This window comes from Mesorhizobium sp. CU3, assembly GCF_006442965.1.
Lineage (GTDB): Bacteria > Pseudomonadota > Alphaproteobacteria > Rhizobiales > Rhizobiaceae > Mesorhizobium.
On record NZ_VFWX01000002.1, the window covers coordinates 278,901 to 303,913 of the forward strand.

27 protein-coding genes and 1 tRNA gene are annotated in these 25,013 nt (G+C 63.4%); 17 read left to right on the forward strand and 11 right to left on the reverse strand.

From position 1 onward, the window contains the following. Positions 1–67 precede the first annotated feature (67 nt). A complete protein-coding gene (locus FJ988_RS04810; protein ID WP_181183436.1) occupies positions 68–1,228 on the forward strand; it encodes an alpha/beta hydrolase in 1,161 nt (386 codons plus the stop codon). A 20-nt stretch (positions 1,229–1,248) separates the two neighbouring features. Here the strand turns inward: FJ988_RS04810 and ade are convergent, their stop codons facing one another. Further along, a complete protein-coding gene (gene ade, locus FJ988_RS04815; protein WP_140815615.1) occupies positions 1,249–3,066 on the reverse strand; it encodes an adenine deaminase in 1,818 nt (605 codons plus the stop codon). Positions 3,067–3,216: 150 nt separating this feature from the next. Here ade and FJ988_RS04820 point away from each other — a divergent pair, with 150 nt between their 5' ends. Together FJ988_RS04820 and FJ988_RS04825 are read left to right on the forward strand one after the other, a co-directional pair. Then, a complete protein-coding gene (locus tag FJ988_RS04820; RefSeq protein WP_140815616.1) occupies positions 3,217–4,068 on the forward strand; it encodes an alpha/beta fold hydrolase in 852 nt (283 codons plus the stop codon). Between the two features lie 147 nt (positions 4,069–4,215). Further along, positions 4,216–4,875 carry an outer membrane protein gene (locus FJ988_RS04825; RefSeq protein WP_140815617.1) on the forward strand — a complete coding sequence of 220 codons (660 nt, stop codon included), beginning with the start codon at positions 4,216–4,218 and terminating at the stop codon, positions 4,873–4,875. Positions 4,876–5,197: 322 nt separating this feature from the next. On the opposite strand, the gene FJ988_RS04830 is transcribed toward FJ988_RS04825, so the two are convergent. Further along, a complete protein-coding gene (locus tag FJ988_RS04830; RefSeq protein ID WP_246688433.1) occupies positions 5,198–5,398 on the reverse strand; it encodes a hypothetical protein in 201 nt (66 codons plus the stop codon). Positions 5,399–6,511: 1,113 nt separating this feature from the next. Here FJ988_RS04830 and FJ988_RS04835 point away from each other — a divergent pair. Both FJ988_RS04835 and FJ988_RS04840 read left to right on the forward strand, forming a co-directional pair. Further along, positions 6,512–6,793 carry a hypothetical protein gene (locus FJ988_RS04835; protein WP_140815618.1) on the forward strand — a complete coding sequence of 94 codons (282 nt, stop codon included), beginning with the start codon at positions 6,512–6,514 and terminating at the stop codon, positions 6,791–6,793. A 291-nt stretch (positions 6,794–7,084) separates the two neighbouring features. Next, a tRNA-Leu gene (locus FJ988_RS04840) sits at positions 7,085–7,170 on the forward strand. Positions 7,171–7,215: 45 nt separating this feature from the next. On the opposite strand, the gene FJ988_RS04845 is transcribed toward FJ988_RS04840, so the two are convergent. After that, positions 7,216–7,794 (reverse strand): NUDIX domain-containing protein, encoded by a 579-nt coding sequence (locus FJ988_RS04845; protein ID WP_140815619.1) that lies wholly within the window; start codon positions 7,792–7,794, stop codon positions 7,216–7,218. Positions 7,795–7,948: 154 nt separating this feature from the next. Here FJ988_RS04845 and FJ988_RS04850 point away from each other — a divergent pair, with 154 nt between their 5' ends. From FJ988_RS04850 to FJ988_RS04860, 3 genes are all read left to right on the forward strand, one after another. Then, positions 7,949–9,052: an NADH:flavin oxidoreductase/NADH oxidase gene (locus tag FJ988_RS04850; RefSeq protein WP_140815620.1), complete on the forward strand. Its 1,104-nt coding sequence runs from the start codon at positions 7,949–7,951 to the stop codon at positions 9,050–9,052. Between the two features lie 89 nt (positions 9,053–9,141). Continuing rightward, positions 9,142–9,420: a DUF982 domain-containing protein gene (locus FJ988_RS04855; protein ID WP_140815621.1), complete on the forward strand. Its 279-nt coding sequence runs from the start codon at positions 9,142–9,144 to the stop codon at positions 9,418–9,420. A 113-nt stretch (positions 9,421–9,533) separates the two neighbouring features. Beyond that, positions 9,534–9,773: a DUF2188 domain-containing protein gene (locus FJ988_RS04860; protein WP_140815622.1), complete on the forward strand. Its 240-nt coding sequence runs from the start codon at positions 9,534–9,536 to the stop codon at positions 9,771–9,773. A 293-nt stretch (positions 9,774–10,066) separates the two neighbouring features. Here FJ988_RS04860 and FJ988_RS04865 read toward each other — a convergent pair whose 3' ends face one another. Next, positions 10,067–10,342 (reverse strand): hypothetical protein, encoded by a 276-nt coding sequence (locus FJ988_RS04865; protein WP_140815623.1) that lies wholly within the window; start codon positions 10,340–10,342, stop codon positions 10,067–10,069. A gap of 181 nt (positions 10,343–10,523) precedes the next feature. Next, positions 10,524–11,498 (reverse strand): alpha/beta fold hydrolase, encoded by a 975-nt coding sequence (locus FJ988_RS04870; protein ID WP_140815624.1) that lies wholly within the window; start codon positions 11,496–11,498, stop codon positions 10,524–10,526. Positions 11,499–11,627: 129 nt separating this feature from the next. Between FJ988_RS04870 and FJ988_RS04875 the strand changes: the two genes are divergently transcribed. From FJ988_RS04875 to FJ988_RS04890, 4 genes are all read left to right on the forward strand, one after another. Further along, complete coding sequence (locus FJ988_RS04875; RefSeq protein ID WP_140815625.1) at positions 11,628–12,368, forward strand: competence/damage-inducible protein A; 741 nt, start codon at positions 11,628–11,630, stop codon at positions 12,366–12,368. A 107-nt stretch (positions 12,369–12,475) separates the two neighbouring features. Continuing rightward, positions 12,476–13,309: a universal stress protein gene (locus FJ988_RS04880; protein ID WP_140815626.1), complete on the forward strand. Its 834-nt coding sequence runs from the start codon at positions 12,476–12,478 to the stop codon at positions 13,307–13,309. A 114-nt stretch (positions 13,310–13,423) separates the two neighbouring features. Beyond that, a complete protein-coding gene (gpt, locus tag FJ988_RS04885; protein WP_095765134.1) occupies positions 13,424–13,924 on the forward strand; it encodes a xanthine phosphoribosyltransferase in 501 nt (166 codons plus the stop codon). Between the two features lie 204 nt (positions 13,925–14,128). Then, entirely contained in the window at positions 14,129–14,617 is a 489-nt protein-coding gene (locus FJ988_RS04890) for an NUDIX hydrolase (protein ID WP_140815627.1), read from the forward strand. Positions 14,618–14,768: 151 nt separating this feature from the next. On the opposite strand, the gene FJ988_RS04895 is transcribed toward FJ988_RS04890, so the two are convergent. The 3 genes from FJ988_RS04895 to FJ988_RS04905 all read right to left on the reverse strand — a co-directional run bounded on the left by FJ988_RS04895 (position 14,769) and on the right by FJ988_RS04905 (position 19,437). Continuing rightward, the gene (locus tag FJ988_RS04895) at positions 14,769–16,574 is read right to left on the reverse strand and encodes an ABC transporter ATP-binding protein (RefSeq protein WP_140815628.1); all 1,806 of its coding nucleotides are present in this window, start codon (positions 16,572–16,574) and stop codon (positions 14,769–14,771) included. Positions 16,575–16,960: 386 nt separating this feature from the next. After that, the gene (locus FJ988_RS04900) at positions 16,961–18,640 is read right to left on the reverse strand and encodes an NAD+ synthase (RefSeq protein WP_140815629.1); all 1,680 of its coding nucleotides are present in this window, start codon (positions 18,638–18,640) and stop codon (positions 16,961–16,963) included. Between the two features lie 83 nt (positions 18,641–18,723). Beyond that, complete coding sequence (locus FJ988_RS04905; protein ID WP_140815630.1) at positions 18,724–19,437, reverse strand: DNA-3-methyladenine glycosylase I; 714 nt, start codon at positions 19,435–19,437, stop codon at positions 18,724–18,726. 89 nt (positions 19,438–19,526) lie between these two features. Between FJ988_RS04905 and FJ988_RS04910 the strand changes: the two genes are divergently transcribed. Then, the gene (locus FJ988_RS04910) at positions 19,527–20,090 is read left to right on the forward strand and encodes a DUF1003 domain-containing protein (protein WP_140815631.1); all 564 of its coding nucleotides are present in this window, start codon (positions 19,527–19,529) and stop codon (positions 20,088–20,090) included. Next, on the forward strand, positions 20,087–20,686 hold the full coding sequence (locus FJ988_RS04915; protein WP_140815632.1) for a DedA family protein: 600 nt from the start codon (positions 20,087–20,089) through the stop codon (positions 20,684–20,686). The genes FJ988_RS04910 and FJ988_RS04915 overlap by 4 nt, the downstream gene beginning before the upstream one ends. 6 nt (positions 20,687–20,692) lie before the next feature. On the opposite strand, the gene FJ988_RS04920 is transcribed toward FJ988_RS04915, so the two are convergent. Both FJ988_RS04920 and FJ988_RS04925 read right to left on the reverse strand, forming a co-directional pair. Then, entirely contained in the window at positions 20,693–21,052 is a 360-nt protein-coding gene (locus FJ988_RS04920; RefSeq protein ID WP_140815633.1) for a diacylglycerol kinase, read from the reverse strand. Between the two features lie 77 nt (positions 21,053–21,129). Continuing rightward, the gene (locus FJ988_RS04925) at positions 21,130–21,549 is read right to left on the reverse strand and encodes a GFA family protein (RefSeq protein WP_140815634.1); all 420 of its coding nucleotides are present in this window, start codon (positions 21,547–21,549) and stop codon (positions 21,130–21,132) included. 323 nt (positions 21,550–21,872) lie between these two features. Here FJ988_RS04925 and FJ988_RS04930 point away from each other — a divergent pair, with 323 nt between their 5' ends. From FJ988_RS04930 to FJ988_RS04940, 3 genes are all read left to right on the forward strand, one after another. Further along, positions 21,873–22,943: a GGDEF domain-containing protein gene (locus FJ988_RS04930; protein ID WP_140815635.1), complete on the forward strand. Its 1,071-nt coding sequence runs from the start codon at positions 21,873–21,875 to the stop codon at positions 22,941–22,943. Between the two features lie 73 nt (positions 22,944–23,016). Next, positions 23,017–23,394 carry an MbcA/ParS/Xre antitoxin family protein gene (locus FJ988_RS04935; RefSeq protein WP_140815636.1) on the forward strand — a complete coding sequence of 126 codons (378 nt, stop codon included), beginning with the start codon at positions 23,017–23,019 and terminating at the stop codon, positions 23,392–23,394. Then, positions 23,354–24,121: an RES family NAD+ phosphorylase gene (locus tag FJ988_RS04940; protein ID WP_140815637.1), complete on the forward strand. Its 768-nt coding sequence runs from the start codon at positions 23,354–23,356 to the stop codon at positions 24,119–24,121. The genes FJ988_RS04935 and FJ988_RS04940 overlap by 41 nt, the downstream gene beginning before the upstream one ends. Positions 24,122–24,268: 147 nt before the next feature. On the opposite strand, the gene FJ988_RS04945 is transcribed toward FJ988_RS04940, so the two are convergent. Continuing rightward, the gene (locus FJ988_RS04945) at positions 24,269–24,973 is read right to left on the reverse strand and encodes a hypothetical protein (protein WP_140815638.1); all 705 of its coding nucleotides are present in this window, start codon (positions 24,971–24,973) and stop codon (positions 24,269–24,271) included. Between the last annotated feature and the right edge of the window lie 40 nt (positions 24,974–25,013).

Sequence of the window (25,013 nt, forward strand, 5' to 3'; positions counted from 1 at the left end):
CGGCCGCGCTCTGGCTTTATCGGAATAGTCGGAGAGGTTTGCCGCCCTTGGGGGATCCCGGGTGACCATGCGTGTGAAGATCGTCGCTGGCCTTGCCTTCGCGCTCGCCCTTGCCGGCTGCGCCGGCCAGAACGCGCATGATTTGTTGAACCGCAAGACGGTTTCGGCGCCCGCCGCCGACATCGCGGCCACGCACGAGATCTTCGTCGCCACGACCCGCCAGCAGGCGACCAAGGATCCGCGCCAGGTGTTCGACGGCGACCGCTCGCTGGCCACCTCCTATGCCCGCGTCGACGTGACGGTCCCGAAAATCCACCAGGTCGGCGCCATCGAGCGCGCCAAGGGCTCGGCCGACTCCAATCCGGCCAAGCAGTTCACCGCCACCGATGTCGTCCACTATGCGGATGCCTCGCAGTTCGCCAAGGCGGTGGGCGCCAACATCGCCATAAGCGGCGATCGCGCCATGGTCTTCGTGCACGGTTTCAACAACGGCTTCGACGACGGCGTCTTCCGGCTGACGCAGATCGCCCATGACACGAAATATCCCGGAACGCCGGTGCTGTTCTCCTGGGCATCGAGCGGCAAGACCACCGGCTACATCTACGACAAGGACAGCGCCAACGCTGCGCGCGACGATCTCGAGGCGACGCTCAGAATGCTCGCCAAGACACGCGTGAAAAGCATCGACATCATCGCCCATTCGATGGGCACCTGGCTGACGATGGAAGCGTTGCGCCAGCTCGCCATCACCGGCGACCGCGATCTCGGCGGCAAGCTCGGCTATGTCGTGCTGGCCTCGCCGGACATCGACGTCGATGTCTTCAAGAAGCAGATGATCCGCTACGGCAAGCCCGACAAGCCGTTCGCCATCCTGCTTTCCGGCGACGACCGGGCATTGAAGCTGTCAAGCTTGATCTCCGGCGACAAGCCGCGCGTCGGCGACTACGGCAACGCCGCCGATCTCGCGAGCTACGGCGTGGTGGTGGTCGACCTGACCAAGACCAAAGGCGGCGATCGGCTGAACCATGCCAAATTCGCCGATAACCCGGTCCTGGTGCAATTGCTTGGCGACCGGCTGCGCACGCCGGCGGCGCTGCGGTCGACCGAACCCGGCTCGGCGGATCTGGACAATATCGGCCAGGGTATCGGCAAGGCCGTGGGATCGGTGGCCGAAGTGGTCATCACCACGCCGTTCAAGGTGCTGACCATAGCCACCGGCGGCGAATGATCGGCTAACGCCAGCCCCACCTAAACAAAAAGATCGACCTTCTGGAAAGTCGTCACGTCGACCAGGCCGACATCCGAGATTCTGAGTTCAGGAATGACCACCAGCGCCAGCAATGAGTGCTGCATATAGGCGTTGTTGAGCGAGCAGCCGACCTTGCGCATCGCCTCGGTCAGTTGCTCGGCCTTGGCGGCGACGATCTCCGCGCGCTCGTCGGACATCAGGCCGGCGATCGGCATCTCGACCAGCGCCAGTTCTTTGCCCTTGGAATAGAGCACGACGCCGCCGCCGACCTCGCTCAGCCGGTTGACAGCCAACGCCATATCTTCCTTGTTGGTGCCAACGACGATGATGTGGTGCGCGTCATGCGCGACGCTCGAGGCCATCGCGCAGTCTTCCATATAGCCGAAGCCGGAAACGAAGGCATTGGTGACGCCGCCGGTGCCGCGATGGCGCTCGACCAGCGCGATCTGGCAGACATCATTGCGGCGATCCATGGCGACCAGCCCGTCCTCGACCGGCAGGTCGGCTTCCAGCGCCCGCGTCGGCGCCTGGTTCTCGATCACGCCGATCACCCGTGCCCGCACCTCGTTGGCGCCCTGGGGTGCCGCGATATCGAAATCCGTGGCGGCGAGTTTCTTGCCGAGCTTGACGGTGTTCTTGGCCGATTGCGGATAGTCATAAGCCGGGATATCGATTTCGAGCTTGCCGGCCTTGGCCAGCCTGACGCCGCGGCCATAGACCTCGTCTATCGTCATCTCAGCGAAATCCGAAACGATCAGCAGATCGGCCAGCCTGCCCGGCGAAATCGAGCCGATCTCGCGCTCCAGCTTGAAATGCTGGGCGGTGTTCAGCGTCGCCATCTGGATCGCCGTCACCGGCTTCAACCCTTGTTGGATGGCGTGGCGAACAACCCGGTCCATATGGCCTTCATGCACCAGTGTGCCGGAATGGCTGTCGTCGGTGCACAGGATGAAGTTGCGCGGGTCGATGCCGCCTTCGGTCACCGCCTTGATCTGCGACGCCACATCGTACCAGGCCGAGCCCAGCCTGAGCATCGCCTTCATGCCCTGGCGCACTCGCGCGATCGCATCCTCGGCGCGCGTGCCTTCGTGGTCGTCCTCGGCGCCGCCGGCGACATAGCCGTGGAACGGCAGGCCGAGATCGGGCGAGGCATAGTGGCCGCCGACCGTCTTGCCGGCCCTGACCGTTTCGGCGATCTCGCCCGACATCACCGGATTGTTGGCCGCGACGCCGGGGAAATTCATCACTTCGCCCAGCCCGATGATGTTTTCCCACGTCATCGCCTCGGCGACATCGGCGACCGTCAGTTCGGCGCCGGCATGCTCCAGTCCCGGCGCCGAGGGCACGCAGGACGGCATCTGCACATGCACGTTGACCGGCATGGCGACCGCCTCGTCATGCATCAGGCGCACGCCCGGCAAGCCCAGCACATTGGCGATTTCGTGCGGATCGATGAACATCGACGTGGTGCCGTGCGGGATCACCGCGCGGCAGAACTCCGTCACCGTCACCATGCCGCTTTCGACATGCATATGCCCGTCGCAAAAGCCGGGCACCAGATAGCGCCCGCCGGCATCGACCACCTTGGTCCCCTGCCCGATCGTATGGCCGGCATTCGGCCCGCAATAGGCGAAGCGGCCGGCGGCGATGGCGATGTCGGTGCCCGGGATGATCTCGCCCGAATGGACATTCACCCAGCGGCCGTTGCGGACGACCAGATCGGCGGGCTTTCGCCCCATGGCGACATCGACGAGATGCGTCGCCACGTCCGTCCAGGCTTTCGGTCTTGCGGCGCTTTGGGATTTGGCTTTGGTCATCGGCGAGTCCTCTTCTGAACGCCACTCTGGCAAATGTCAGCGCGCGGAGCCAGAGCCGTCCGCCTGAACACCTCGAGGAAAGCCGCGCTTGTTGACTAATCCAGGCAAAAGGCGATGCTGACCTCTGAGGCCGACCTATCGGAGGGGAAGATGACCCGTTTCTGGAATGTGCTCGCCGCTGCCGTCCTGCTTGTCGCTTCGACCGCATTCGCCACCGCCGAGGAGCGCTGGCTGACCCTGCCGGAGCCGGCGCAGATGCCCAAGGCCGACGAAAGCGGCTACGCACCGGTCAACGGCATCCAGATGTACTACGCCGTCTTCGGCAAGGGCGATCCGGTGCTGCTGATCCATGGCGGCCTTGGCCATGCGGACATCTGGGCAAGCCAGGTGGCCACTCTTTCCAAGACGCACAAGGTCATCGTTGCCGACAGCCGCGGCCACGGCCGCTCGACCCGCACCGACGAGCCCTATGGCTACGACCTCATGGCCTCGGACTATCTCGCCCTGCTCGACTATCTCAAGATCGACAAGACCGCGCTGGTCGGCTGGAGCGACGGCGGCATCATCGGCATCGACATCGCGCTTCACCATCCAGAGCGCCTGACCAGGCTTTTCGCACAGGCCGCCAACGTCACCACCGACGGCGTCGATCCGGGCGTGATGACCAACAAGACCTTCGCCGCCTATATCGAGCGCTCAGGACGCGACTACAAGAAACTGTCGAAGACCCCCGAGCAGTACGACGCCTTCGTCGCGCAGATCAGCCATATGTGGGAATCGCAACCCGCCTGGACCAAGGAAGAGCTCGGCAAGATCACCACGCCGACCGCGATCGTGGCCGGCGACCATGACGAGGCGATCAAGCGCGCGCACACCGAATACATGGCGTCGGTCATTCCCGGCGCGAAGCTGATCATCCTGCCCAACGCCAGCCATTTCGCAATGCTGCAGGCGCCGGACGAGTACAGCCAGGCGGCGCTGGATTTCATCGACGCCAAATAGCGAAAGAGCCCCTGGGCATGCGCGGCGCGACAAGCGCCGCGTTCCATCGACGTAAACCACTGTTGCAGAGATACAATTCCGTTTCACGGCGAATGGCGTTAGTCTGTACTGGAGAGGCTTTCGAAACCGCCATTTTCGGAGAGCTCGATGCGTCGCCTGGCGCTCGCCACTGCCGGCTTTCTTGCGCTTCTGTCCGGGGCAACCCAGGCGGCGGATTTGGACCTGCCGATGACCGCGCCGGGCTTCGATTGGACCGGCTTCTACGCCGGTGCGCAGGCCGGTTACGGCTGGGGCAAGTCCGACATCAGCGGAAACGACGGCGGCCCGTTTTCCTTCAGCCCGAACATTGACGGCGGCTTTATCGGCGGCCACATCGCCGGACTGTGGCAGTTCGACCAGGCGGTGCTTGGCGCCGAAGCCGAGCTCAACTATGCCGCCATCGACGGCACAGCCACCGCCAGCCCGGGCAACGTCTTCGGCACCGACGTCAAATGGTTCGGATCGGTCAACGCCAAGGCCGGCTACGCGATGGACCGCGTGCTGGTCTACGGCATAGGCGGCTTCGCTTTCGCCGGCACCGAAACCTCGCAGGCGGCGGGCACGGCCTTCTCCCAGACGCGCACCGCCACCGGCTGGACACTCGGCGCCGGCGTCGACTACGCCTTCAGCGACCGCGTCGTCGTCGGCGCGCAGTACCGCTACTACGATTTCTCCAAGGAGCATTTCGACGCCCCCGACGCCTTCTCCGACCGCGACCAGGGCGTCAAGCTGCAGACGCTCGGGGTGAATTTCAGCTATAAATTCTAAGCACGCCGCCCAAAACTGCGCTGCGGTTTTGAGAGACAGCATGCGCAAAACAAAGCCTCAAAGACTTACCGTCTCAGCGACGATACTCCCTACTTCTTCCATATATCGCTGAAAGGGGTTGGCCGGCGCCCGCAGGGGGCGGGGGAATGGGTAGGGGCCTGAAAGACGCCGGCCTTCGGCGGATCGAGCCGCCTTGTGAAGACCCTAACTTTCCCCTGGGTAAAGGGTAATTCCGCGATCGCGCCACTTTCCAACGCGCCCCTGCTCCGCAAGCGCCGGACCAATAATGGTTAAGTTTCAAGGCAGGGTTGAATCGGACCCGTCAGGGCTCGTCAGAAGCGATTTTCGCGGCCGGCATGGCGGCGAGGCACTCCTCCAGCCGCCTGAGCCTCGCCTTTTGCCAGCGCAGCGCATGCGCGGCATCATGCAGGTTGCGTTTGGCCTTCGAGTTGGCGGCATCGAGCATATTCCGCTCGAGTCGGCCGATCTCACGGCGCAACTGCACCGCCTCGGCCTCCCGCAAGCCCCTGATCCAACCTGCCCCGCGCATGGTTTCCACCCCTGAAAGCCGGTTGCATGCTGGCAGAAAAAGCCTAACGAGCTGGATTCGGGTAACGTTGAATTTTAAATATCACTAATGTTGCAATTTCCTGCCGTTTCGATGGCGGCCGAATTTGGCAAAATGCCCCCGTGCGATGTATCGAACACGTGCGGCCGGGTGACGTCACGTAAAGACTCAGTTATGGCTTGCGGCGCACACCTCTCTTTGGCCGGCGCTTACATTCAGGCAACCTCCAAGTGGCGCATGGGCACTCAAGCCAGATTGAGGTGCAGGCTGGCGCGTCTAGTTTCCTAAAGCCGCATCTCGACCTTATCCCGGTTGGGCGCTGTTAGGGCCGGGACCGCCCGGCCGGTGCCTCCTTTCGGCAATTCCGCCCAACGGAAGGCATCGGCCGTCTTTTAGGCCGCGTTTCTTCATGAATGCGACCCATGTGCCGTCGTTCATCCAACAAAAAACCCGCCGCAGGGATTCTACGGCGGGTAGGCAAGCGACTGCAATTTTTGAGGGGAAATTGCCTCGCCGGCCCACAATGCAACTTGGAGCCGCAGCTGTCTGCGTCAAGGGTCGGGGTATGAAAGCGTTTCGGGCTCATTCTGCTGATTATTTTAGCCCGAGAGTACTCATTAGGGTGTAACGACGCACGCATTGCGTGCGTGCATCCCGGCTAAAACACCGTCATTCGGCGAAAGTAGGCGCGGTGTCGGCGAGCTTTGGGCCGCTATGCTTTTGGGCACTCAGTCCAGATTGAGCGATTCCTAATGTAACTATAAATTCAGCAGCGCGGGTCCGCCAACCCACCCGCACGGCCGGTGCCACTGATCCCCCAAAACCCAGACACCTGAGGTGGCACCGGCCATTCCATTGGCCTATCTCGGGCCCGGAACGCTCCGGGCCTTCGTTTCAGTGGCGCCAAAAAACAAGAAGCCCACTTCGACCTGCGAAAAGCGGTCGAGAGCGCAACTTTTTAATTTGAAATTCTTGCCGACGCGAACCACGGCCCGGAGCGTCTGACACCCGGATGCGGATTTTCGGCTGTCACCAAAGGTACGTCAAAGGTTGGGGACTGTACGCCGTATGGCGGTCTCGTGGGGGCTCTCGATCCGAGAGACGGTTAGCCGGGACATCACCGGGCACTGGGGAGCCGTAACCGCGTTGTTTAAGTTCGAACCCTTGACTATTGGAGCACGCACCGAACTCCACCGGCTGGTGCGCCTGCGCGTTCAGATCATGCAGCACTTCGATAACATCGACCACGACGCGGATATGGTCCTGAAGGCTGCGGCCGAATTGGTCGAAGCTGTCGAGCCTGAGGAGCCGATTAGACTGCCAAAGGCTGGCTGGACCTTGGGGCTGTAAAGCCATCAGCCTGCCCTCCCCGGTGCAACGGCTTAGGCAAAAGCCTCGCGCGTATGGACGTTATCGCCGCCGGTCTCGGCGTGGTTGCAATCAGCCGTCGTCTAGGGCATGCGTTGCCCGCGGTCACGCTGTCGGTTTACGCGCAATTGTCGTACGAACGCGCGGCAGCGGCGATCGAAGCTGCGATGAGAACCGGCGAGGACAGCAAGAGGCATATAAGACGCCAATCCGGTGGCAAATTCGCCCACAGGGCTAGACCGGAATCGCCTTAAGTGCTTGTAATCGCGGCGCGCGGACGTGGCGGAATTGGTAGACGCAAGGGACTTAAAATCCCTCGATCTCTGATCGTACGGGTTCGATTCCCGTCGTCCGCACCAGCATTCGCTCTTCGAGCTTCCGAAGGCAGGCCACCCGCTACAACCTCAATCCCTCATCGGATTAAGCTTCAAATACTGGACCAGGATGATCGTCTTCGCATCGACGATGCGCCCATCGGCAATGCCCGCCATCGCCTCGTCCAGCGGCATTTCCATGACCTCGATATCCTCGCCCTCCTCCGGCGCGCCGCCGCCGGCCGAGATGCGGTCGGCGGGCGAGTAGCGGGCGACGAAGAACCAGAGCCGCTCCGTCACGCTGCCGGGGCTCATATAGGGCGAAAACAGCCGCTCCACTTTGTTCAGGTGGTAGCCGAGCTCTTCCTCCGCCTCCTTGCGGATCGCCGTTTCGGGATCGTTCTCGTCGAGCAGGCCGGCGCAGGCCTCGATCAGCGGTTCGCGATGGCCGGTGACATAGGCGGGATAGCGGAATTGCCGCACCAGAAGCACCGTCTGGCGCTCGGGGTCGAAGGGCAGGATCACCGCGCCGTCGCCGCGATTGTAGGTCTGGCGGATCTGCGTTTCCCAACGCCCGTCGCGGCGGCGATAGTCGAGCACTGTCTTCTTCAGCACCGCCCAGTCGTCGGATAAAACTTCCTCGGAACGGATACGAATGCGATCTTCCATGACGGACTCCGTGTTTTCGCTGGCAGAGGGGTAACGGGGAAGCCGCGCCTGCGCAATCCGGGAAAGCCGTTGGTCCAGCACAGCTGTCACCGGCCCGTGTATGGTGTTAACCAAAACCAGTGCCTAGATAGACGTGACCTTGCCGGAGCTTTTCATGACGTCAGCCCTTTTCCAGCCGATCACCCTTGGCGGCCTCACCTTCCCCAACCGCATCGCGGTCGCGCCCATGTGCCAGTATTCGGCCGAAGACGGCTCGGCCAGCGACTGGCATGTCTATCACTGGATGAACCTCGCAATGTCGGGCGCCGGGATGGTGACCGTCGAGATGACCGACGTCGAACGGCGCGGGCGCATCTCGCATGGCTGCCTCGGCCTCTATTCCGACGACAATGAAGCGGCGGCCAGGCGCACGCTCGATGCCGCCAGGCGCGTCGCGACGCCCGACGCCAAATTCGGCGTCCAGCTTGCCCATGCCGGTCGCAAGGCCTCGTGCCAGCGGCCCTGGGAAGGCGGCGGGCCGCTGAAGCCCGACCAGGACCCTTGGCCCATCGTGTCGGCCTCGGCCATCGCCTATGACACCGGCTGGCAGGTGCCGCACGCGCTCGAAGAGGACGAAATCCTGCGGCTGATCGAACGCTTCGCCGAGGCCGCCGGGCGCGCCGACCGCGCCGGCTTCGACTTCATCGAACTGCATGCCGCGCATGGCTACCTGATCTTCCAGTTCCTCTCGCCGCTCTCCAACCAGCGCACCGACCGCTGGGGCGGCTCGCTGGAAAACCGCATGCGCTTCGCCGTCGAGATCGCCCGGGCGGTGAAGAAAGCCGCTCCGAAGCTGATGTTGGGCGCCCGCCTTTCGGTGAAGGAATGGGTCGATGGCGGCTTCGACGTCGACGAGGCGATCGATGTGGCCAAGGCGCTGAAGGCCGAGGGCGTCGCCTACCTCTGCTGTTCCAGCGGCGGCAACTCGCCGCATCAGAAACTGCCGACCGGGCCGGGCTACCAGGTGCATCTGGCGGAAGCCGTGCGCAAGGGCGCAGGCATCCCGACGCGCGCCGTCGGGCTGATCGACAATCCCGGCCAGGCTGAGACGATCGTTGCAGACGGCCGCGCCGACATGGTGGCGCTGGCGCGCGCCTTCCTTGCCGATCCGCGCTGGGGCTGGCGCGCCGCGGCGACGCTCAGCGAGAAGATCCACCCCGCCCCGCAGCTGGCGCGATCGGTGACGACCATGGAACACTGGGTCAAAAAGGCCGGCTGACCGCCGCGATTGCCCCAAGGTGATGAGACGTTTGGGCGCAGGCGCCTCGTCACCATTGCAACCAAATTGGCCGTTTTACGTTTGCGGCCATGATAGACAACAAGCCCTTCGAAAAGCCGGTGGTGGTCGAGCTCGGCCACGTCGGCAAATATCGCCACATCAGCAGCACCCGCGAAGCCGCCGAGTGCCTGATGACCGTTTGGCCGCTCAATCGCGGCGAGCGCCATCGTGATGCTCTCGACACTTGCCTCAAAGCGTTGGAAGGTTATCGTTCGATTGCGGAGGCACGCCGCGCCCTGATCGAGGCAGCCAGGGAGTCGGAAGTGCTGGTCCCCGAGGACGGGCTGCCTGACGGAAGGCTGCACTAGAGCAGTTCAGGAAAAGTGTGAGTGGTTCCCGTTCGGGATTGCGTAGATCAAGGAGTTGGAGCGTTTCATCGTTTCCGTGAACGCTCCAGCAGGCTTCTCAACCGGAGGATTTCATGGCGAAGCTGACTTACAAGATCGTCGAGCATGATGGCGGCTGGGCCTACAAGGTGGGCGCGACCTTTTCCGAGACGTTCCGCACCCACCAGGAAGCGCTGCGGGCCGCCGAGATCGCATCCGCCGAACAACAGGTCGCCGGCACCACGGACGGCATCCAGTATGAGGATGCCGAAGGCAAGTGGCACGACGAACTGGCCGACGGCCGCGACAGGCCGCAGACCGAAGTGTCTGACTAAGCAATTCCAGCAAAGGTGTCGCACGGTTGAGCGCGGCGACTTCGCCGCAGCTTCTGCCCGGAATTGCTCAAATCAAACTGATCTTCTTGCCCGCGCCGCGACCGACCCTGCCCGAGCCTTCATGACGGCCGCTGGCGGGCGCCGGGCTTAGAGACCGTTTCGAGATTCGCTCTGGCGAGTCATATGGTGGTGGTTTCGAGAACCGGAGCGGAGCGGACAGTTGGGTCCGTGAGCACCGGAAGCGCAGAAAACGCCATCAGATGGCCGCCAGAGTAGAATTTCCAAACGGTCTCTTACTTGCCGCAATAGTGATCGTTCACGTTCCCCTCGGCATTGGCGTCCGGTCCGGGCGTGTTGGACGCGCACGGGCCCATCGCGCCGGTATTGCCGAGGATGTTGAGGCCGGAAGAGTCGCCCCCGGCAATCGCGCCCGTGGTCGTGCGGTCGACCGGCCGCTCGCTCGAGGCGGCGTTGTTGTGCCACCACGACCAGTCGCCGGACGACTGAGCCATCGCCGCGCCACTCATGGCGAGCACGAGCGCCGAGGCTGCTATGATGTTCCTAAGCATTGGAGTCTCCATTCCGTTGATCGCCGAAATCTGGCCGGCGACGCGCATGAAACCCCCGCTCGCGGTCAAAGGTTCCGGCCGGAAAATCACGAAAAACCAAGGCTTTCGACACGTTTGTGTGACGGCCTCGTGAGCCGGTTGAGGCTCGACACTGGTCAACTCAGAGAAACTACGCTCAAAGTCAGTTCACGACTGCGAAGGCGCGGGCGGCAATGCGCCGGATGAAGGCGACCACCCGTTCGGCATCGACGAATTGCGGCATATGGCCGAGGCCCTCGATCCGCTCGAAGTCCAGCCCCTGGATCCGGTCCAGCATCGGCTCGCCATGCACGGCCTCGCCGATGACACGGTCGGCGCTGCCGAACAGGATGCCGGCCGGCATTTCTATCTCGCCGTAACGCTGTTCGATGCGGCCAAGGTCCTCATCCACCGCGACGACGTCGGAAGAGGTGGCGAAGTAATGCGCCGGGCGCAGCCCAAGCCATCCGCCGCCTCCGATCATGTAGTCCGCCGGAACCGCTTGCGGGGCGAAAATGAACCGCATGGTCGGCTCGGCGTAGCGCAGGCTCGCCGGTATCGCCACCGTATAAGCGAGAATGCGACGCAGCAGCCGCGACGGAACATAGAGCAGGTCGAATCGCTGGCGTATCCTGGATTCCAGATGCGTCAGCGGCGAAAGCAGCGCGATGCCAGAAACCGTTTGCGGATGCTCGACCGCCAGCGTGAGCGCGATGGCGCCGCCGAGCGAATGGCCGACGACCAAAGGTCTCTCCAGCCCGAGCTTCTCGATGAAGCGCCGTATCACGTCCGCCTGTTCGGGCAGCCGGCCGGTCGCGCCGCTTGCCCGGACCGAATAGCCAGAGCCCGGCCGGTCGAGCGCGATCAGCCGGTAGCCGGAGCCGAAACGTCCGAACAGCGTCCGGCGGAAGTGATGCAGTTGCGCGCCGAGCCCGTGCACGAAGACGATTGGCCTGCCCTCGCCTTCCTCGACATAGTGGATGCGGTTGCCGTCGATCTCGACGAATTTTCCACAAGCCGGCACCAATCGCTCGGCCTTCGCCGCGATTAGCCGGGTTGCGACCACCAGTCCGAGAAGAACAAGGGCAGCCACGACGAGCAGACCGCCGAGCAGCCAGGAGACGATCGATAGAAGCATTGTTTCACCCGGATCTGACCGGCCGCACCATAGCCGCAACAACTGGCGTCACAAGCGCAATCCGGCTGTCGCATTGCGGCCGGCCGCCAGTCGCGTTATCTCAGGCGACCTTTCTCGCCGGAGCCCGTCATGCCTGAAATCGTCACCGCCGCCATGCTCGTCATCGGCGACGAGATCCTCTCCGGCCGCACCAAGGACAAGAATATCGGCCACCTCGCCGACATCATGACGGCGATCGGCATCGACCTGAAGGAAGTGCGCATCGTTCCCGACGAGGAAGATGAGATCATCGCCGCGGTAAACGCCGTGCGCGCCCGCTACACCTATGTCTTCACCACCGGCGGCATCGGCCCCACCCATGACGACATCACCGCGGACTCTATCGCCAAGGCCTTCAGCGTGCCTTGCGAATATGACGCCAAGGCCTACGCTTTGCTGGAAGCGAGCTACGCCCAGCGCGGCATCGAATTCACCGAGGCGCGCAAGCGCATGGCGCGCATGCCGCGCGGCGCCGACCATATAGACAATCCGGTCTCCGTCGCGCCGGGCTTCCGTATCGGCAACGTCCATGTCATGGCCGGCGTGCCGTCGATCTTCCAGGCCATGCTCGACAATGTCGTGCCGACGCTCAAGGCCGGCACCAAGATGCTGTCGGCCACAGTGCATTGCCCGTTCGGCGAGGGCCTGATCGGCGGTCCGCTGGCCGACATCCAGAAGGCGCATCCCGACACCATCATCGGCTCCTACCCCAAATATGGCGACGGCAAGTTTTGGACCGAGCTCGTCGTGCGCGCCCGCGGCGAGGAAGCACTTGAGGCCGCGCGCAAGGATGTCGAGGCGATGGTCGCGGGCTTCGCCAAGGCGAGCTGAGAACGCGGGTTGGTACGTCCGCCCGGCCTCGATCGAGCCGGAACCAAGCGCGACATTGCGACGTTTCTGCCGCGGTGCGGCATGCGCCGGCAATTGAGGGAAACGTCATGCGCTTCAAGACCATCGTCGCCATTTTGCAGAACGAGCAGGACGCCGAGCGCGTGCTCGATTGCGCCCTTCCGCTTGCCGAGCGGTTCGAGAGCCACCTGATCGGCATCCATGCCGAGGCGCTGCCGGTGCCCTACACATCGGCGACCGGCTTCCCGGACACCGAGTTCCTGCAGGTTTCGGCCGAAATGAACAAGGAACGCGCCGACAAGCTGCAGGCCTATTTCCTCAAGCGGATCGAGGAATCCGGCCTCTCCTTCGAGTGGCGAAGCCTGGAGAGTTTTTCGGGCGACAGCGCGCTGACCGGCATATCGAGCGTGCGCGCCGCCGATCTCATCATCGCCGCGCAGCGCGACGCCGGCGGCGACCCGAGCGCCGATGTCGACACTCTGGTCTATGACGCCGGCCGGCCGGTGCTGGTGGTGCCGCATGCCGGGCCGCTGGTGACCACCTTCAGGCGCGTGCTGCTTGCCTGGAACGGCAGCAAGGAAGCGGCGCGCGCCGCCTTCGACGCCCTGCCCTTCATCGTCGAGGCCGACAAGACCGATATCCTCGTCATCGATCCGCCGGAATCGCTTGACGAGTCGCCCGAGGCGGCCGGCGCCGAGATCGCGGCGGCGCTGTCGCGCCACGGCGCCAATGTCAGCGTCTGCGTGCAACAGTCGGGCGGCACCGCGGTCGACGACATGATCCAGACCCGCATCGCGGAATCCGGCGCCGATCTTCTGGTGCTCGGCGCCTACAGCCATTCCTGGCTGCGCCAGCTTCTGTTCGGCGGCGTCACCCGCACGGTGCTGCGCACGACCAACGTGGCGGCCTTCCTGTCGCGGTAAGTCCACAGCCATCGCCCGCCCCTGCCCTTGCCAAGCCTGGCGCTTTCCGGCTAATTCCGCCTGCATTCCAGTGTGTCTGCGCGCTGCGGCGCGCGCTTGCGGAGTGCGCGAACCATGTCCCTTCCCGAAAAAGCCTTTCCCGTCTCCTGGGACCAGTTCCATCGCGACGCCCGCGCGCTTTCCTGGCGGCTGTCCGGCGCCAACAAGGGGCAGTGGAAGGCGATCGTCTGCATCACCCGCGGCGGCCTGGTGCCGGCGGCCATCATCGCGCGCGAGCTCGGCATCCGCGTGATCGAGACGGTATGCGTCGCGTCCTATCACGACTACACCAGCCAGGGTCAGTTGCAGGTGTTGAAGGAGATCTCGCCGCCGCTGCTTGCTGATGACGGGGCCGGCGTGCTGATCATCGACGACCTCACCGACACCGGCAAGACCGCGGGTATTGTCCGCGCGATGATGCCCAAGGCGCATTTCGCCACCGTTTACGCCAAGCCGAAGGGCCGACCGTTGGTCGATACTTTCGTCACCGAGGTCAGCCAGGACACCTGGATCTATTTTCCGTGGGACATGGGCTTCACTTACCAGAAGCCGATCGCCGACGATCACGCCGGATAAGAACTGTTCTTTTACATAAGAAGCCGACCCGAACGCAGTGGCGTGCCTTGCAACAGCCCTCGCGAGGCACAACGTCTTTAAAGGATTGACTATTTTTGGGGGGATATTCCCCCCGGTGTGAATTTTTTTACTTCTAAAGCTGATAATTCGCCGTAAGATTCGTAAGGTGGCAAACGATTCTGGAGGCTGGGGGCAGCTCATCCGATGTTGACGAGGCCGACGACACAGAACCAGATGGCCGAAAGAGTCCGGCGACTCTTCGGCACTGCGCCTTGTCGTCTGCAGGTAGCCGCCCTGCCGTGGCGCGAGGGCGAGCACGGTGTCGAAATCATGCTGATCACCAGCCGCGACACAGGCCGCTGGGTGCTGCCCAAGGGCTGGCCGGAAGCACGCGAACCGCTGTGCGAAGCGGCTGCGCGGGAGGCCGGCGAGGAAGCAGGCTTGCGCGGCACGGTCTCGCATCGCGAGGCCGGCCGCTATTTCTACGCCAAGGTCCTCGGTTCAGGCGAGGAAGTGCCTTGCGAAGTGCTGGTGTTTCCGCTGCATGTCGACCGCGTCGCCGATCGCTGGAAAGAGAAGCGCGCGCGCACGCGCAAATGGGTCGGCGCGACCGAAGCCGTCCAGATGATCAATGAGCCGGACCTCTGCCAGATCATCGCCGGTTTTTGCGCAGCGCCGCACGAGTTCGCCTGACCGTCAGGCATCACCGAAATCGTCGGAGATGAGGCGCGTCCAGCAGTCGCCCATCGGTCGCAACTGCGGATTTTGAAGTTGCATCCTGCGAAAGCAGCCCCGTCAGCTGGAGTCGCCGACGGCCCCGGCCGAAGCCGGGGCTGTCATTGCTTCAATCGACAAGGCCCTTGGTCAATTCGAGCGCCTGGCGCTCGAACAACCGCCGGTAGATGCCGCCGTTCAGGCGGATCAACGCATCATGCGAGCCTTCCTCGATGATCTTGCCACGATCGAAGACCAGCAGCCGATCGAGCGCGCGCACCGTCGACAGCCGGTGCGCGATGACCAGCGTCGTGCGCCCGACCATCAGCCTCTCCATCGCCTTCTGGATGAGCACCTCCGATTCCGAATCGAGGCTCGATGTCGCCTCGTCCAGAATCAGGATGCGCGCATCGGCGAGGAAGGCGCGTGCGATCGCCACCCGCTGGCGTTCGCCGCCCGACAGCTTCACGCCGCGCTCGCCGACCAGCGTTCCGTAGCCCTTGGGCAAAGCGGCGATGAAGTCGTGCGCGCTGGCGAGCTTCGCCGCATGCTCGATCTCGGCCTGCGTGGCGCCGGGCCTGGCATAGGCGATGTTCTCGGCCAGCGAGCGGTGGAACAGGATCGGCTCCTGCTGGACGATGGCGATCTGGCCGCGCAGGGAGGCCTGCGCCACCTGCGCGATATCCTGCCCGTCGATCAGGATGCGCCCGGCATTCACGTCGTAGAGACGCTGGATCAGCTTGACGAAGGTCGTCTTGCCCGAACCCGAATGCCCGACCAGACCGACGCGCTCGCCCGCCGCGATCTCGACCGAGAAATCGCGATAGAGCGGCAGCCGGTGATTGCCGTAGTGGAACGTCACCTTGTCGAAGGCGACGCGCCCCTCGCTGATGCGGATCGGCGAAGCGCCGGGCCGATCCTCGATGCCGAGCGGCTCGGACTGGAAGTCGACCAGCTCCTCCATGTCGTTGATCGAGCGCTGCAAGTTGCGGATATGCGTGCCGATGTCGCGCAGATAACCCTGCAGAACGAAGAACGAGGTCAGCACGAAGGCGACATCGCCGGCGCTCGCCTGGCCCCAGGCCCACAGCATCAGCGCAAGCCCGATCACCGCCGCCCGCATGAGAAGCAGCATCGCGCCTTGCGTGGTGCCGTTGATCGTGCCGCGCACCCAGGTGCGGCCGGTGCGCAGGCGCCATTTGGCGACGACCTTGGCAAGAAGCGCTTCCTCGCGCGCCTCAGCGCCAAAGCCCTTGACCACGGCGTTGCAGCTCACCGCATCGGCGAGCGAGCCGCCGAGCCGCGTGTCCCAGCTGTTGGCAAGCCGCGCGGCCGGCGCGACATAGCCGAGCGACAGCACCGCCGTCACAGCGATGAACAGCACCGATCCGGCCGCCACCGCAGTGCCCATCAGCGGCCAGAACCAGCCGAGCAGCAGCGTCGAGCCGACCAGCATGACCACCGACGGCAAAAGCGCGATCAGGATTGTGTCGTTGAGCAGGTCGAGCGCCCACATGCCGCGCGTGACCTTGCGCACCGTTGATCCGGCAAAGCTGTTGGCGTGCCAGTCGGTCGAGAAACGCTGCACGCGATGGAAGGCATCGGCAGCGATATCCGACATCATCTTCAGCGTCAGCTCGACGATTCCCATGAAGGCGGCGTTTCGCAGCACGACGCCGCCCAAAGCCAGCGCCATCAGGACGAAGAACGCCGTCATTGCGGCATTCCAGGCGACCTGGTTGGCGCCGGCGCTGCTGGCGACGGCGTCGACCAGCCGGCCGGAATAGAGCGGCGTCAAAACGTCGGCCAGCGTCGCCAGCAGGAAGGCGCCCATGATGAGCGACAGCCGCCACGGCTGGCGCCGCCAGTGGCTGAACGTGAAGCCGAGCACGCTGCGAAAGGCGCTGGCGCGCAGATCGATCTTGAAACGAGCCATGATGTCATCCGGGCGCAAAGCTGCCCGGTCCCGGTAAAAGTCTGAATTGGAAAACCCGCGTTGGCGCCCAAATGGCGGCGTCTAAAACGGGAGGTTCAGTATGGTTGGTCGCGCGCCCGAGGCGGCGGCCGACAGCGGCAAATGCCTGTGCTGCGTCCGGCTATCCGAAAAGGCTTCGGAGCGCCTGGGCAGACCTAGGCCTTGCGACCTCGTTTAACGATGTCAAATCCTGCCATACGTTCCTCCCGGAAGGGAATCGCGGAGAAGCCCTTATAGGAACGTCTCGCCGCCTCGCCAAGGCAGGGCGCGGCCAAAGACAAATCTGGTTCAACCACTGCGACGATTTTGCAACAATGGTCGTGCGGAACCGTCGGATCAGGCGAGCGTTACGCCCGGTCCCGGAAGCGGTTGGTGATCGGGTAGCGGCGGTCGCGGCCGAAATTCTTCCTGGTGATCTTCACGCCTGGCGCTGCCTGCCGGCGCTTGTACTCGGCGATGTAGAGCAGGTGCTCCACGCGCGTCACCGTCGCCCGGTCGTGGCCGCGCGCGACGATGTCGTCGACGCTCATCTCGTTCTCGACCAGGCATTCCAGTATGTCGTCCAGCACCGGATAGGGCGGCAGCGAATCCTGGTCGGTCTGGTTCTCGCGCAGTTCCGCCGATGGCGCCTTGTCGATGATGTTCTTCGGGATCACCTCGCCCGAAGGCCCGAGCGCGCCCGGCGGCACATGGGAATTGCGCCAGCGCGACAGCGCATAGACCTGCATCTTGTAGAGGTCCTTGATCGGGTTGAAGCCGCCATTCATGTCGCCGTAAAGCGTGGCGTAGCCGACCGACATCTCGCTCTTGTTGCCGGTGGTGACCACCATCGAGCCGAACTTGTTCGAGATCGCCATCAGGATCGTGCCGCGAGCGCGGCTCTGCAGGTTTTCCTCGGTGATGCCTTCCTGCGTGCCCTCGAACAGCCTCGTCAGCGCATGCTTGAAACCTTCGACCGGCTCGGAGATTGGCACGATGTCGTAGCGGCAGCCGAGCGCGCGGGCGCAATCCTCGGCGTCCTTCAGCGAATCCTTCGACGTATAGCGGTAAGGCATCATCACGGTGCGCAGCCGCTCTTCGCCCAGCGCATCGACGGCAAGGGCCGCGCAGATCGCCGAATCGATGCCGCCGGAGAGGCCGAGCACGACGTTCTTGAAACCGTTCTTGTTTACGTAGTCGCGCAGGCCCAGCATGCAGGCGCGATAGTCGGCCTCTTCGCGCTCGGGGATTTTCGACATCGGGCCTTCCGAGCAGACCCAGCCGTCATCCGTTCTTTTCCAGGTGGTGACGTCGACCGCATCCTCGAACTGGCTCATCTGAAAGGCCAGCGTCTTGTCGGCGCCAATCGCAAACGAGGCGCCGTCGAAGATCAGCTCGTCCTGACCCCCGAGCTGGTTGGCGTAGATCATCGGCAAGCCGGTTTCGATGACCTGCTTGATCACGACCTGGTGGCGGACATCGATCTTGGCGCGGTAATAGGGCGAGCCGTTCGGCACCAGAAGGATCTCGGCGCCACTCTCGGCCAACGTCTCGCAGACGGCGACCTCGCCCCAGATATCCTCGCAGATCGGAATGCCGATGCGCACGCCGCGGAAATTGACCGGCCCCTGCAGTTCCGGCCCGGCCTGAAAGACGCGCTTCTCATCGAACTCGCCGTAGTTCGGCAGGTCGAGCTTGTAGCGTTCGGCGATGATCTTGCCACCGTCGGCGACGACGATCGAATTGTGCGTTCCGCTTTTGCGCTTGAGCGGAGTGCCGATGATGACGCCCGGACCGCCATCGGCTGTATCCTTGGCGAAATCCTGCGCGGCCTTCTCGCAGGCCTTCAGGAAGGAAGGCTTCAGCACCAGATCCTCCGGCGGATAGCCGGCGAGGAAGAGCTCGGTAAAAAGCACCAGATCGGCGCCCTGGCGCGCGGCATCCGCCCTCGCCTCGCGCGCTTTTGCCAGGTTGCCGGCGACATCGCCGACGGTCGGGTTGAGCTGGGCGACGGCAATGCGCAGGATGTCGGGAGCGGTCTTGGTCATGCAACGCATGTAGCGTGGCTGAAATCGGCTCGCAATGGCGATTGCTTGTGCCAAATACGCCGCATGCGGCAACCAGGCCTGGCCTAATCGCCTGCGTACTCGCGCAACGTCTCGACCGAGTGATTCTCGCCGATCGACATGGCCAGGATGCGCGAGATGTGCCGGCGCGGCAGGCCGCTCTTTGCCGACCATTGGTTGATTTGCGCCTGGATTTTGTCGAGGTCCCGCTTCGAGGTCGGGCTCTCGGCGATGTCGAGCCCGGCGTCGCGCAAGGCGGCCGCCATGTCGGCCGAGACGACGAACGTGTCCCACTCCAGCCAGCGCAAAAAATACTGACCGGTATTGCCGCCGAGACGGCTGCCATGCTTGGCGAGATAGGCGGTCAGCCCGACCTGGTCGTCGGCCGGCCATTGCGCGATGAACTTGCCGAAGCCGCCATGCTCCTTCGAGACGCGCTCGACGAAGGCGGCATTGTCGCGCACCGACTTGATCTTCTGCGGATTGCGCACGATGCGGCTATCGGAGGCGAGCTCGTGCCAGAAATCGTCCGGCTGGAACAACAACCGCTTCGGCTCGAAATGAAGAAACGCTTCCTCGAAACCAGGCCACTTCTGTTCGATGACGCGCCAGACGAAGCCGGCGGCGAAGATGCGTTCGGCCATAGTCGACAGGATGCGGTCGTCCGAGACCTTCGCCACCGCCGCATTGTCGGGCATTGGTCCCAACAGCGAGGCGAGTGCTGCTTCGCCGCCTTTGCGCTTTGCCGCACGTTCGCGGATTTTCTTGAAATCGAGCATGTCGGCCCTCGCCTGTTTGGCTCAATCTATCACTTCACGTCCGCCCCGGTAGCCTCTACCTCTATCGGGGTCGCGCGAAGGAGGGCCAGATGAACAAGATCGTCGAGGACATGGCGAACCGCTTGCTGAAGCGAAAACCGGGCGGTTTCGGCCCGCTCGAGAGCCGCGTGCTGCAGTCTACGCTCGAGCGCACCACCATCACCAAAGACATCAACAAGGCGGTGGCTTTCCATGAGACCTATGGCGACCGCGTCGCTGACGCCATCGCCAGGATCGGCGGTTCGTGGTCCTTCATCCTCGGCTTCCTCGCCTTTCTCGTTGTCTGGACCGCCGGCAATGTCTGGCTGCTGACGCGCGATGCGTTCGACCCCTACCCCTTCATCTTCCTCAACCTGGTGCTGTCGATGCTTGCCGCGATCCAGGCGCCGGTGATCATGATGTCGCAGAACCGCCAGACCGAGCGCGACCGCATCGACGCCGCTCATGACTACGAGGTCAATCTGAAAGCCGAGATCGAGATCATGGCCCTGCATGAAAAACTCGACGAATTGCGCCACAGCGAGATCATCGCCATGCGCGACGACATCACGCGCCTGGCCGAACAGCTCAGGCAGATCGACGAGAAGCTATCGGCACGGTCCGCCACCCAATGACCGAAGTCATCCATCGTCTCATCGAACAATATGGCCTGATCGCCGTCTTTCTCGGCTGCGTCGCCGAAGGCGAAAGCGCTGCGATCCTCGGCGGCTTCTTCGCGCACCAGCACGTCTTTGTGCTCTGGCATACATTCCTGGCCGCTTTCCTCGGCGCCTTTGTCGGTGACACCGGCTTCTTCACGCTGGGCCGCAGCTTTGCCGACCATGCCTATGTGAAAAGGCTGCGCCGGCGGCCGGGCTTCAGCCGCGCCTACCGTCTGCTCAACACCCACCCCAACATCTTCGTGCTGACCAATCGCTATGTCTACGGCATGCGGCTTGTCGGCGGCATAGCAGCTGGCCTGTCGACCGTATCGGTGCCGCGCTTCATCATCCTGAACGCCATCTCGTCCGCCGCCTGGGCGGCGTTGTTCAGCGGCATCGGCTTTGTCTTCGGCCTCGGCGCCGAGCAGATGGTGGGCCAGGCCTTTGCGCGCCACGAGCGGCTGGTCATCGCGCTCGGCGTCGGCGTCGTTGTCGCCGTCATCGCCTGGCTGGTTGGTCACCACTTTGCGAAGCGCGAACGCGCCCGGGAAGATCAGGCGGGATCGTAATTCAGATCAGATCGGCGCGCCCAAAAGGCGCTCGATGAGGGCGATGATCCAGACGCCGCCGGCGATCACGATCGAAATCAGCACCGCCAGCGAACCGCAGTCCTTGGCGAGTTGGATGTCGATGTGGAACTCGCGCGAGATCGCGTCGCAGGCTGCTTCGATGCCGGTGTTCAGCACTTCCACCAGGATCAGGAGCAGCACCGCGCCGATCAAAAGAGCATAGCTGCTCCAGGACACCGATATGAACCAGCCGGCCGGCAGCGCGAGCGCCAGCAAAAGCAATTCCTGCTGGAAGGCCTTTTCATGAGCGGCGAGCTTGCGGAACGCCCGCACCGAGTTGATGAAAGCATCGATCAGCCGCTGCATGCCCAGCCCCCTTGCGTGTCACCGGCAGGGGATATCGCAATGGCGGGATCAAGGGAATAAGCCAGCTGCCCCAAAATTCATTCGTCCGCGACCTTCAGTGACGGCGTCGACTTCTCGAACTGCGGCAGCCCGTCATCGACGGAATAGTAGCTACCTTTACTGCCGACGAAGATATGACATTCGCCCAGAAGCCCACTCGGCTCGTCGAACGAACCCGCCATGACCGAAACATAGGCGTCCTCATTCGGCTTCCAGAACAGCACCGAACCGCACGTCTTGCAGAAGCCGCGCCTGGCGAAGCCGGATGCCTCGTACCAGGTGATGTTTTCCGAGCCTTCGATGGCGATATTGGCGTCCGCGACGTTGGTCGCCGCATAGAAGTGTCCGCTCTGTTTGCGGCATTGCGAGCAATGGCAATAGATAACGCCACGCAGCGGGCCTTGTGTCTTGAAGCGCACTGCCCCGCACAGGCACGATCCGCTGTGATTGTCGTCCATCCCGACCTCCTCGATACTTCCGGCGTTTGTTGTCGCCGCAGAGAATTCCATCTTTGCGGCCGTCAGGTACGGGCAAATGCGACATCGAAGGGGCGTGTTTCGAAAACCGCGCGCCGTGCTTGGGATACAGCCTGAGGTAGCAAAAACAATAAGGAAATGCCGGCTATTAAGGAAACTTTAGCGCCGCCGCATTTATGGTTCCTGCAAGTGAAGGTCGTGATGGGGACACACCTTCGATTGTCGCGATTCTTTGCATGTCCCCACATGGGCGGATAGCCGGTGGCCTTAGGGCCCGCCGCCGCTCCGGAGGATATGGAAAGACCATGCAGCCGGCAGCCGTTGCCCCCGAGAGGAACACCGACATTGCCGGCCAGGTCGTGGCCACGATGCGTCAGCTCGGCGTGCTTGGCCTGCCGCGCAACTACGAAATATTCTACGAGGCCCTCACCGGCAGCAACCGCGAGCTCAGCGTCGCCGTGGTTTCGCTGAGCAACCGGCCGACCCAGGAAGACCTCGACCGCATCGGCCGCGCCTTCTTTCCGCAGCACCATGGTCCGGCCATCGTCGAGCATGCCCGCGACGTCATCGCCAAGGAGCTCGAGGACGTGGCGGCGCTTCTGCGCAACGAGCGCACACATATGGAGAAATATGGCCGCATCCTCGACGAGACGTCGAGCGGCTTGAGCAATCGCAGCCTGCTGTCGCAGGAACTGCTGCACAAGATTGCCGGCGCCATGTCGGCGGCGACGAGTTCGACGCTCGACCACAACCGCCAGGCCTCCAGCACGCTGAGCGAGAAGACGGCGGAACTCGAAAGCGTCAAGTCGAAGCTGGAGGAATACAAGCGTCTGGCCGATACCGACCCGCTGACGCAGCTGTGGAACCGCCGCGCCTTCGACAAGGAAATCACCCGCATCTACAACAGCAACCGCGGCATCCTGTTCAACGCGTTGATCCTTGCCGATATCGACCATTTCAAGGACATCAACGACCGCTACGGCCATCCCGTCGGCGACAGGATCCTGCAGATCATCGCCGAGATCTTCCAGTCGAGCGTGCGTGCCGACATCTTCGTGGCGCGCACCGGCGGCGAGGAATTCGCGCTGATCGTCGAAGGCGCCAGCGAGGACGCGACCTATGAGATCGCCGAGCGCATCCGTGTCCTCATCGAACAGACCCCGTTCACCAGCAGCCAGACAGGCATGAACTACGGCACCGTAACCGTATCCATGGGCGTCTGCATGGCCTCGGAAGCGGAAAACCCCGAGGATCTCTACGGCAAGGCCGACCGGGCGCTATACCGTTCCAAGGTCGGCGGCCGCAACCGGGTGAGCAGGCATTCTGCGATGACCGGCCGCACCGGCAAGGGCTGGCTGCTCTACAAGAAAGACTGAAATCCGAGGCAAAATCCTTTCCAAGTGAATTTTTGCGGACTATATTTTCCACAGAAATGAAAGGGTGCGCTTTATGCAACGTCCAGTCGCGGCCGCGACGGCGGCCGAAAATGCCGTCATCACCAAGGCCACGCTACGCGCGGCCGACCTGCTCGACATCACCGCCAGGACGCTTGCCCTGGTCATCGGCGTCTCGGAAGCGACGGTCTCGCGCATGCGCAGAGAGGAGTTTCAGCTCGAGCGCGGCACCAAGCCGTTCGAACTGGCGGTGCTGTTCGTGCGCCTGTTCCGCTCGCTCGACGCAATCGTCGGTGGTGACGAAACCGTCGCGCGGGCATGGCTGAAGAACCCCAACACGGCCTTCGACGGCACGCCGCTCGAAAAGATCCTGACGATTGCCGGACTTGTCGATGTCATTGCCTATCTGGACTCCCGACGCGCTCTCGTCTGAGGCCGTCAGGCTCGACGGCAAGTACTGGCGCATCGTCGAGGCGCAGCATCGCGTCTCGACCCTGAAGCTTGTCGACACGCTCGACGAGCAGGCGCTGCTGGAGGAACTCGTCGAGGGCACCAAGCCGCAAATCCCGCTGGAATGCCGCCACCTCCATTATCTCTTGGCGACGCCCTTCCGCTACGGCTCGGTCTATCCCTACGGTTCACGCTTCCGCCGCGCCGGCAAGACCAAAGGCGTTTACTACGCGGCCGAGACGGTGCTGACCGCGGTGGCGGAAATGGCTTTCTATCGCCTGCTGTTTTTCGCCGAATCGCCACTGACGCCATGGCCGAACGACGCCGCCGACTACACGGCCTTCGCCGCCGCGATCAAATGCGGGGCTGCCATCGACCTGACGCGCCGGCCGCTCGACCGCGATGCACAGGCCTGGACGCATCCGACCGACTACGCCGCCTGCCAGGCGATCGCCGATGTGGCGCGCGAGGCCGGGATGCAAGCGATCCGCTACCGCTCGGTGCGCGATCCCAAGGGCGCCAACATCGCGCTGTTGACCTGCAAGGGCTTTGCCAAGGCCAAGCCGCTGGAGCCGCAGACCTGGCGCATCAGGATCGGCGCCTTCGGCCTCCAGGCGATCTGCGAATTCCCGGACAAGCGGCTCGAATTCTCGCGCGCCACCTTCGCCGATCCGAGGCTGGCCGCGATGCGATGGGAGCGCGGCCGCTGAGCTCGGAAGCTGTGTCGAGATTCAGGTCAGGCCGCGCCGAGAATGGTGGCTTCAGAGAACCGGAGCGGAGCGTACTTAAGTACGTGAGCACCGGAAGCGCAGAAAGCCGCCTTTCGCAGGCCGGCCTCACCTGAATATCGGCGCAGCTTAGGCGAGGATGTTCACAGCCCTTGCGGCCACCAGCGCGATCGTGAGCAAGGAAATCATCGCCTCGGCCATCATCAAAAGCTTGGCGCGCTGGCTGAGCGGCAAGGTGTCGGTCGGCGAGAACGCCGTCGCATTGGTGAAGGCGAGGAAGACATAGTCGACGAAGCCCGGCAGCCATCCCTGGATTTCGCGATCGGGCAACGTCATTTGCGGGAACAGGAAATCCGCCTGCGCGCGCTTGACCAGGCCGCAGGTCGGCGGCCCGCCGCGGTCGGTGCTCCAGAACCAAAGCGCAAAGACGATCACATTGGTGACCCAGATGTTGAGCGCATCGACGAGGAGCGTGGTACCGACGCCGGCATGCCCTTGAAGCAGCGCCCGCACCAAGAAGACCAACGCCCCGCAATTCATGAAGCTGATGACGCCGGTCATGAACAGCGCGGTACGGCGGATATAGAGGCGGAACCGACCGATCGCATACCAGTGCTCGTGATCCACGGCCTTCTGCGTCGCCATCTGCGTCCAGGCCGTCGCGATGGAGAGCGGCGCCAGCAACGCCGCCTCGATCGCCGGTGCCAGCCAGCGCGGGCCGAAGGACAGGTCGTTGATGACCAGAAGCTGCAGGCAGATGATCACCAGAACCGCCGCGCGCGCCGACCAGAAATCGAGCCCGCGATGATGGATGACGGCATGCTCATGACGCATTGGAGGCACCTTTTGCCCGGGATCGACGCGCCTCGGAAAC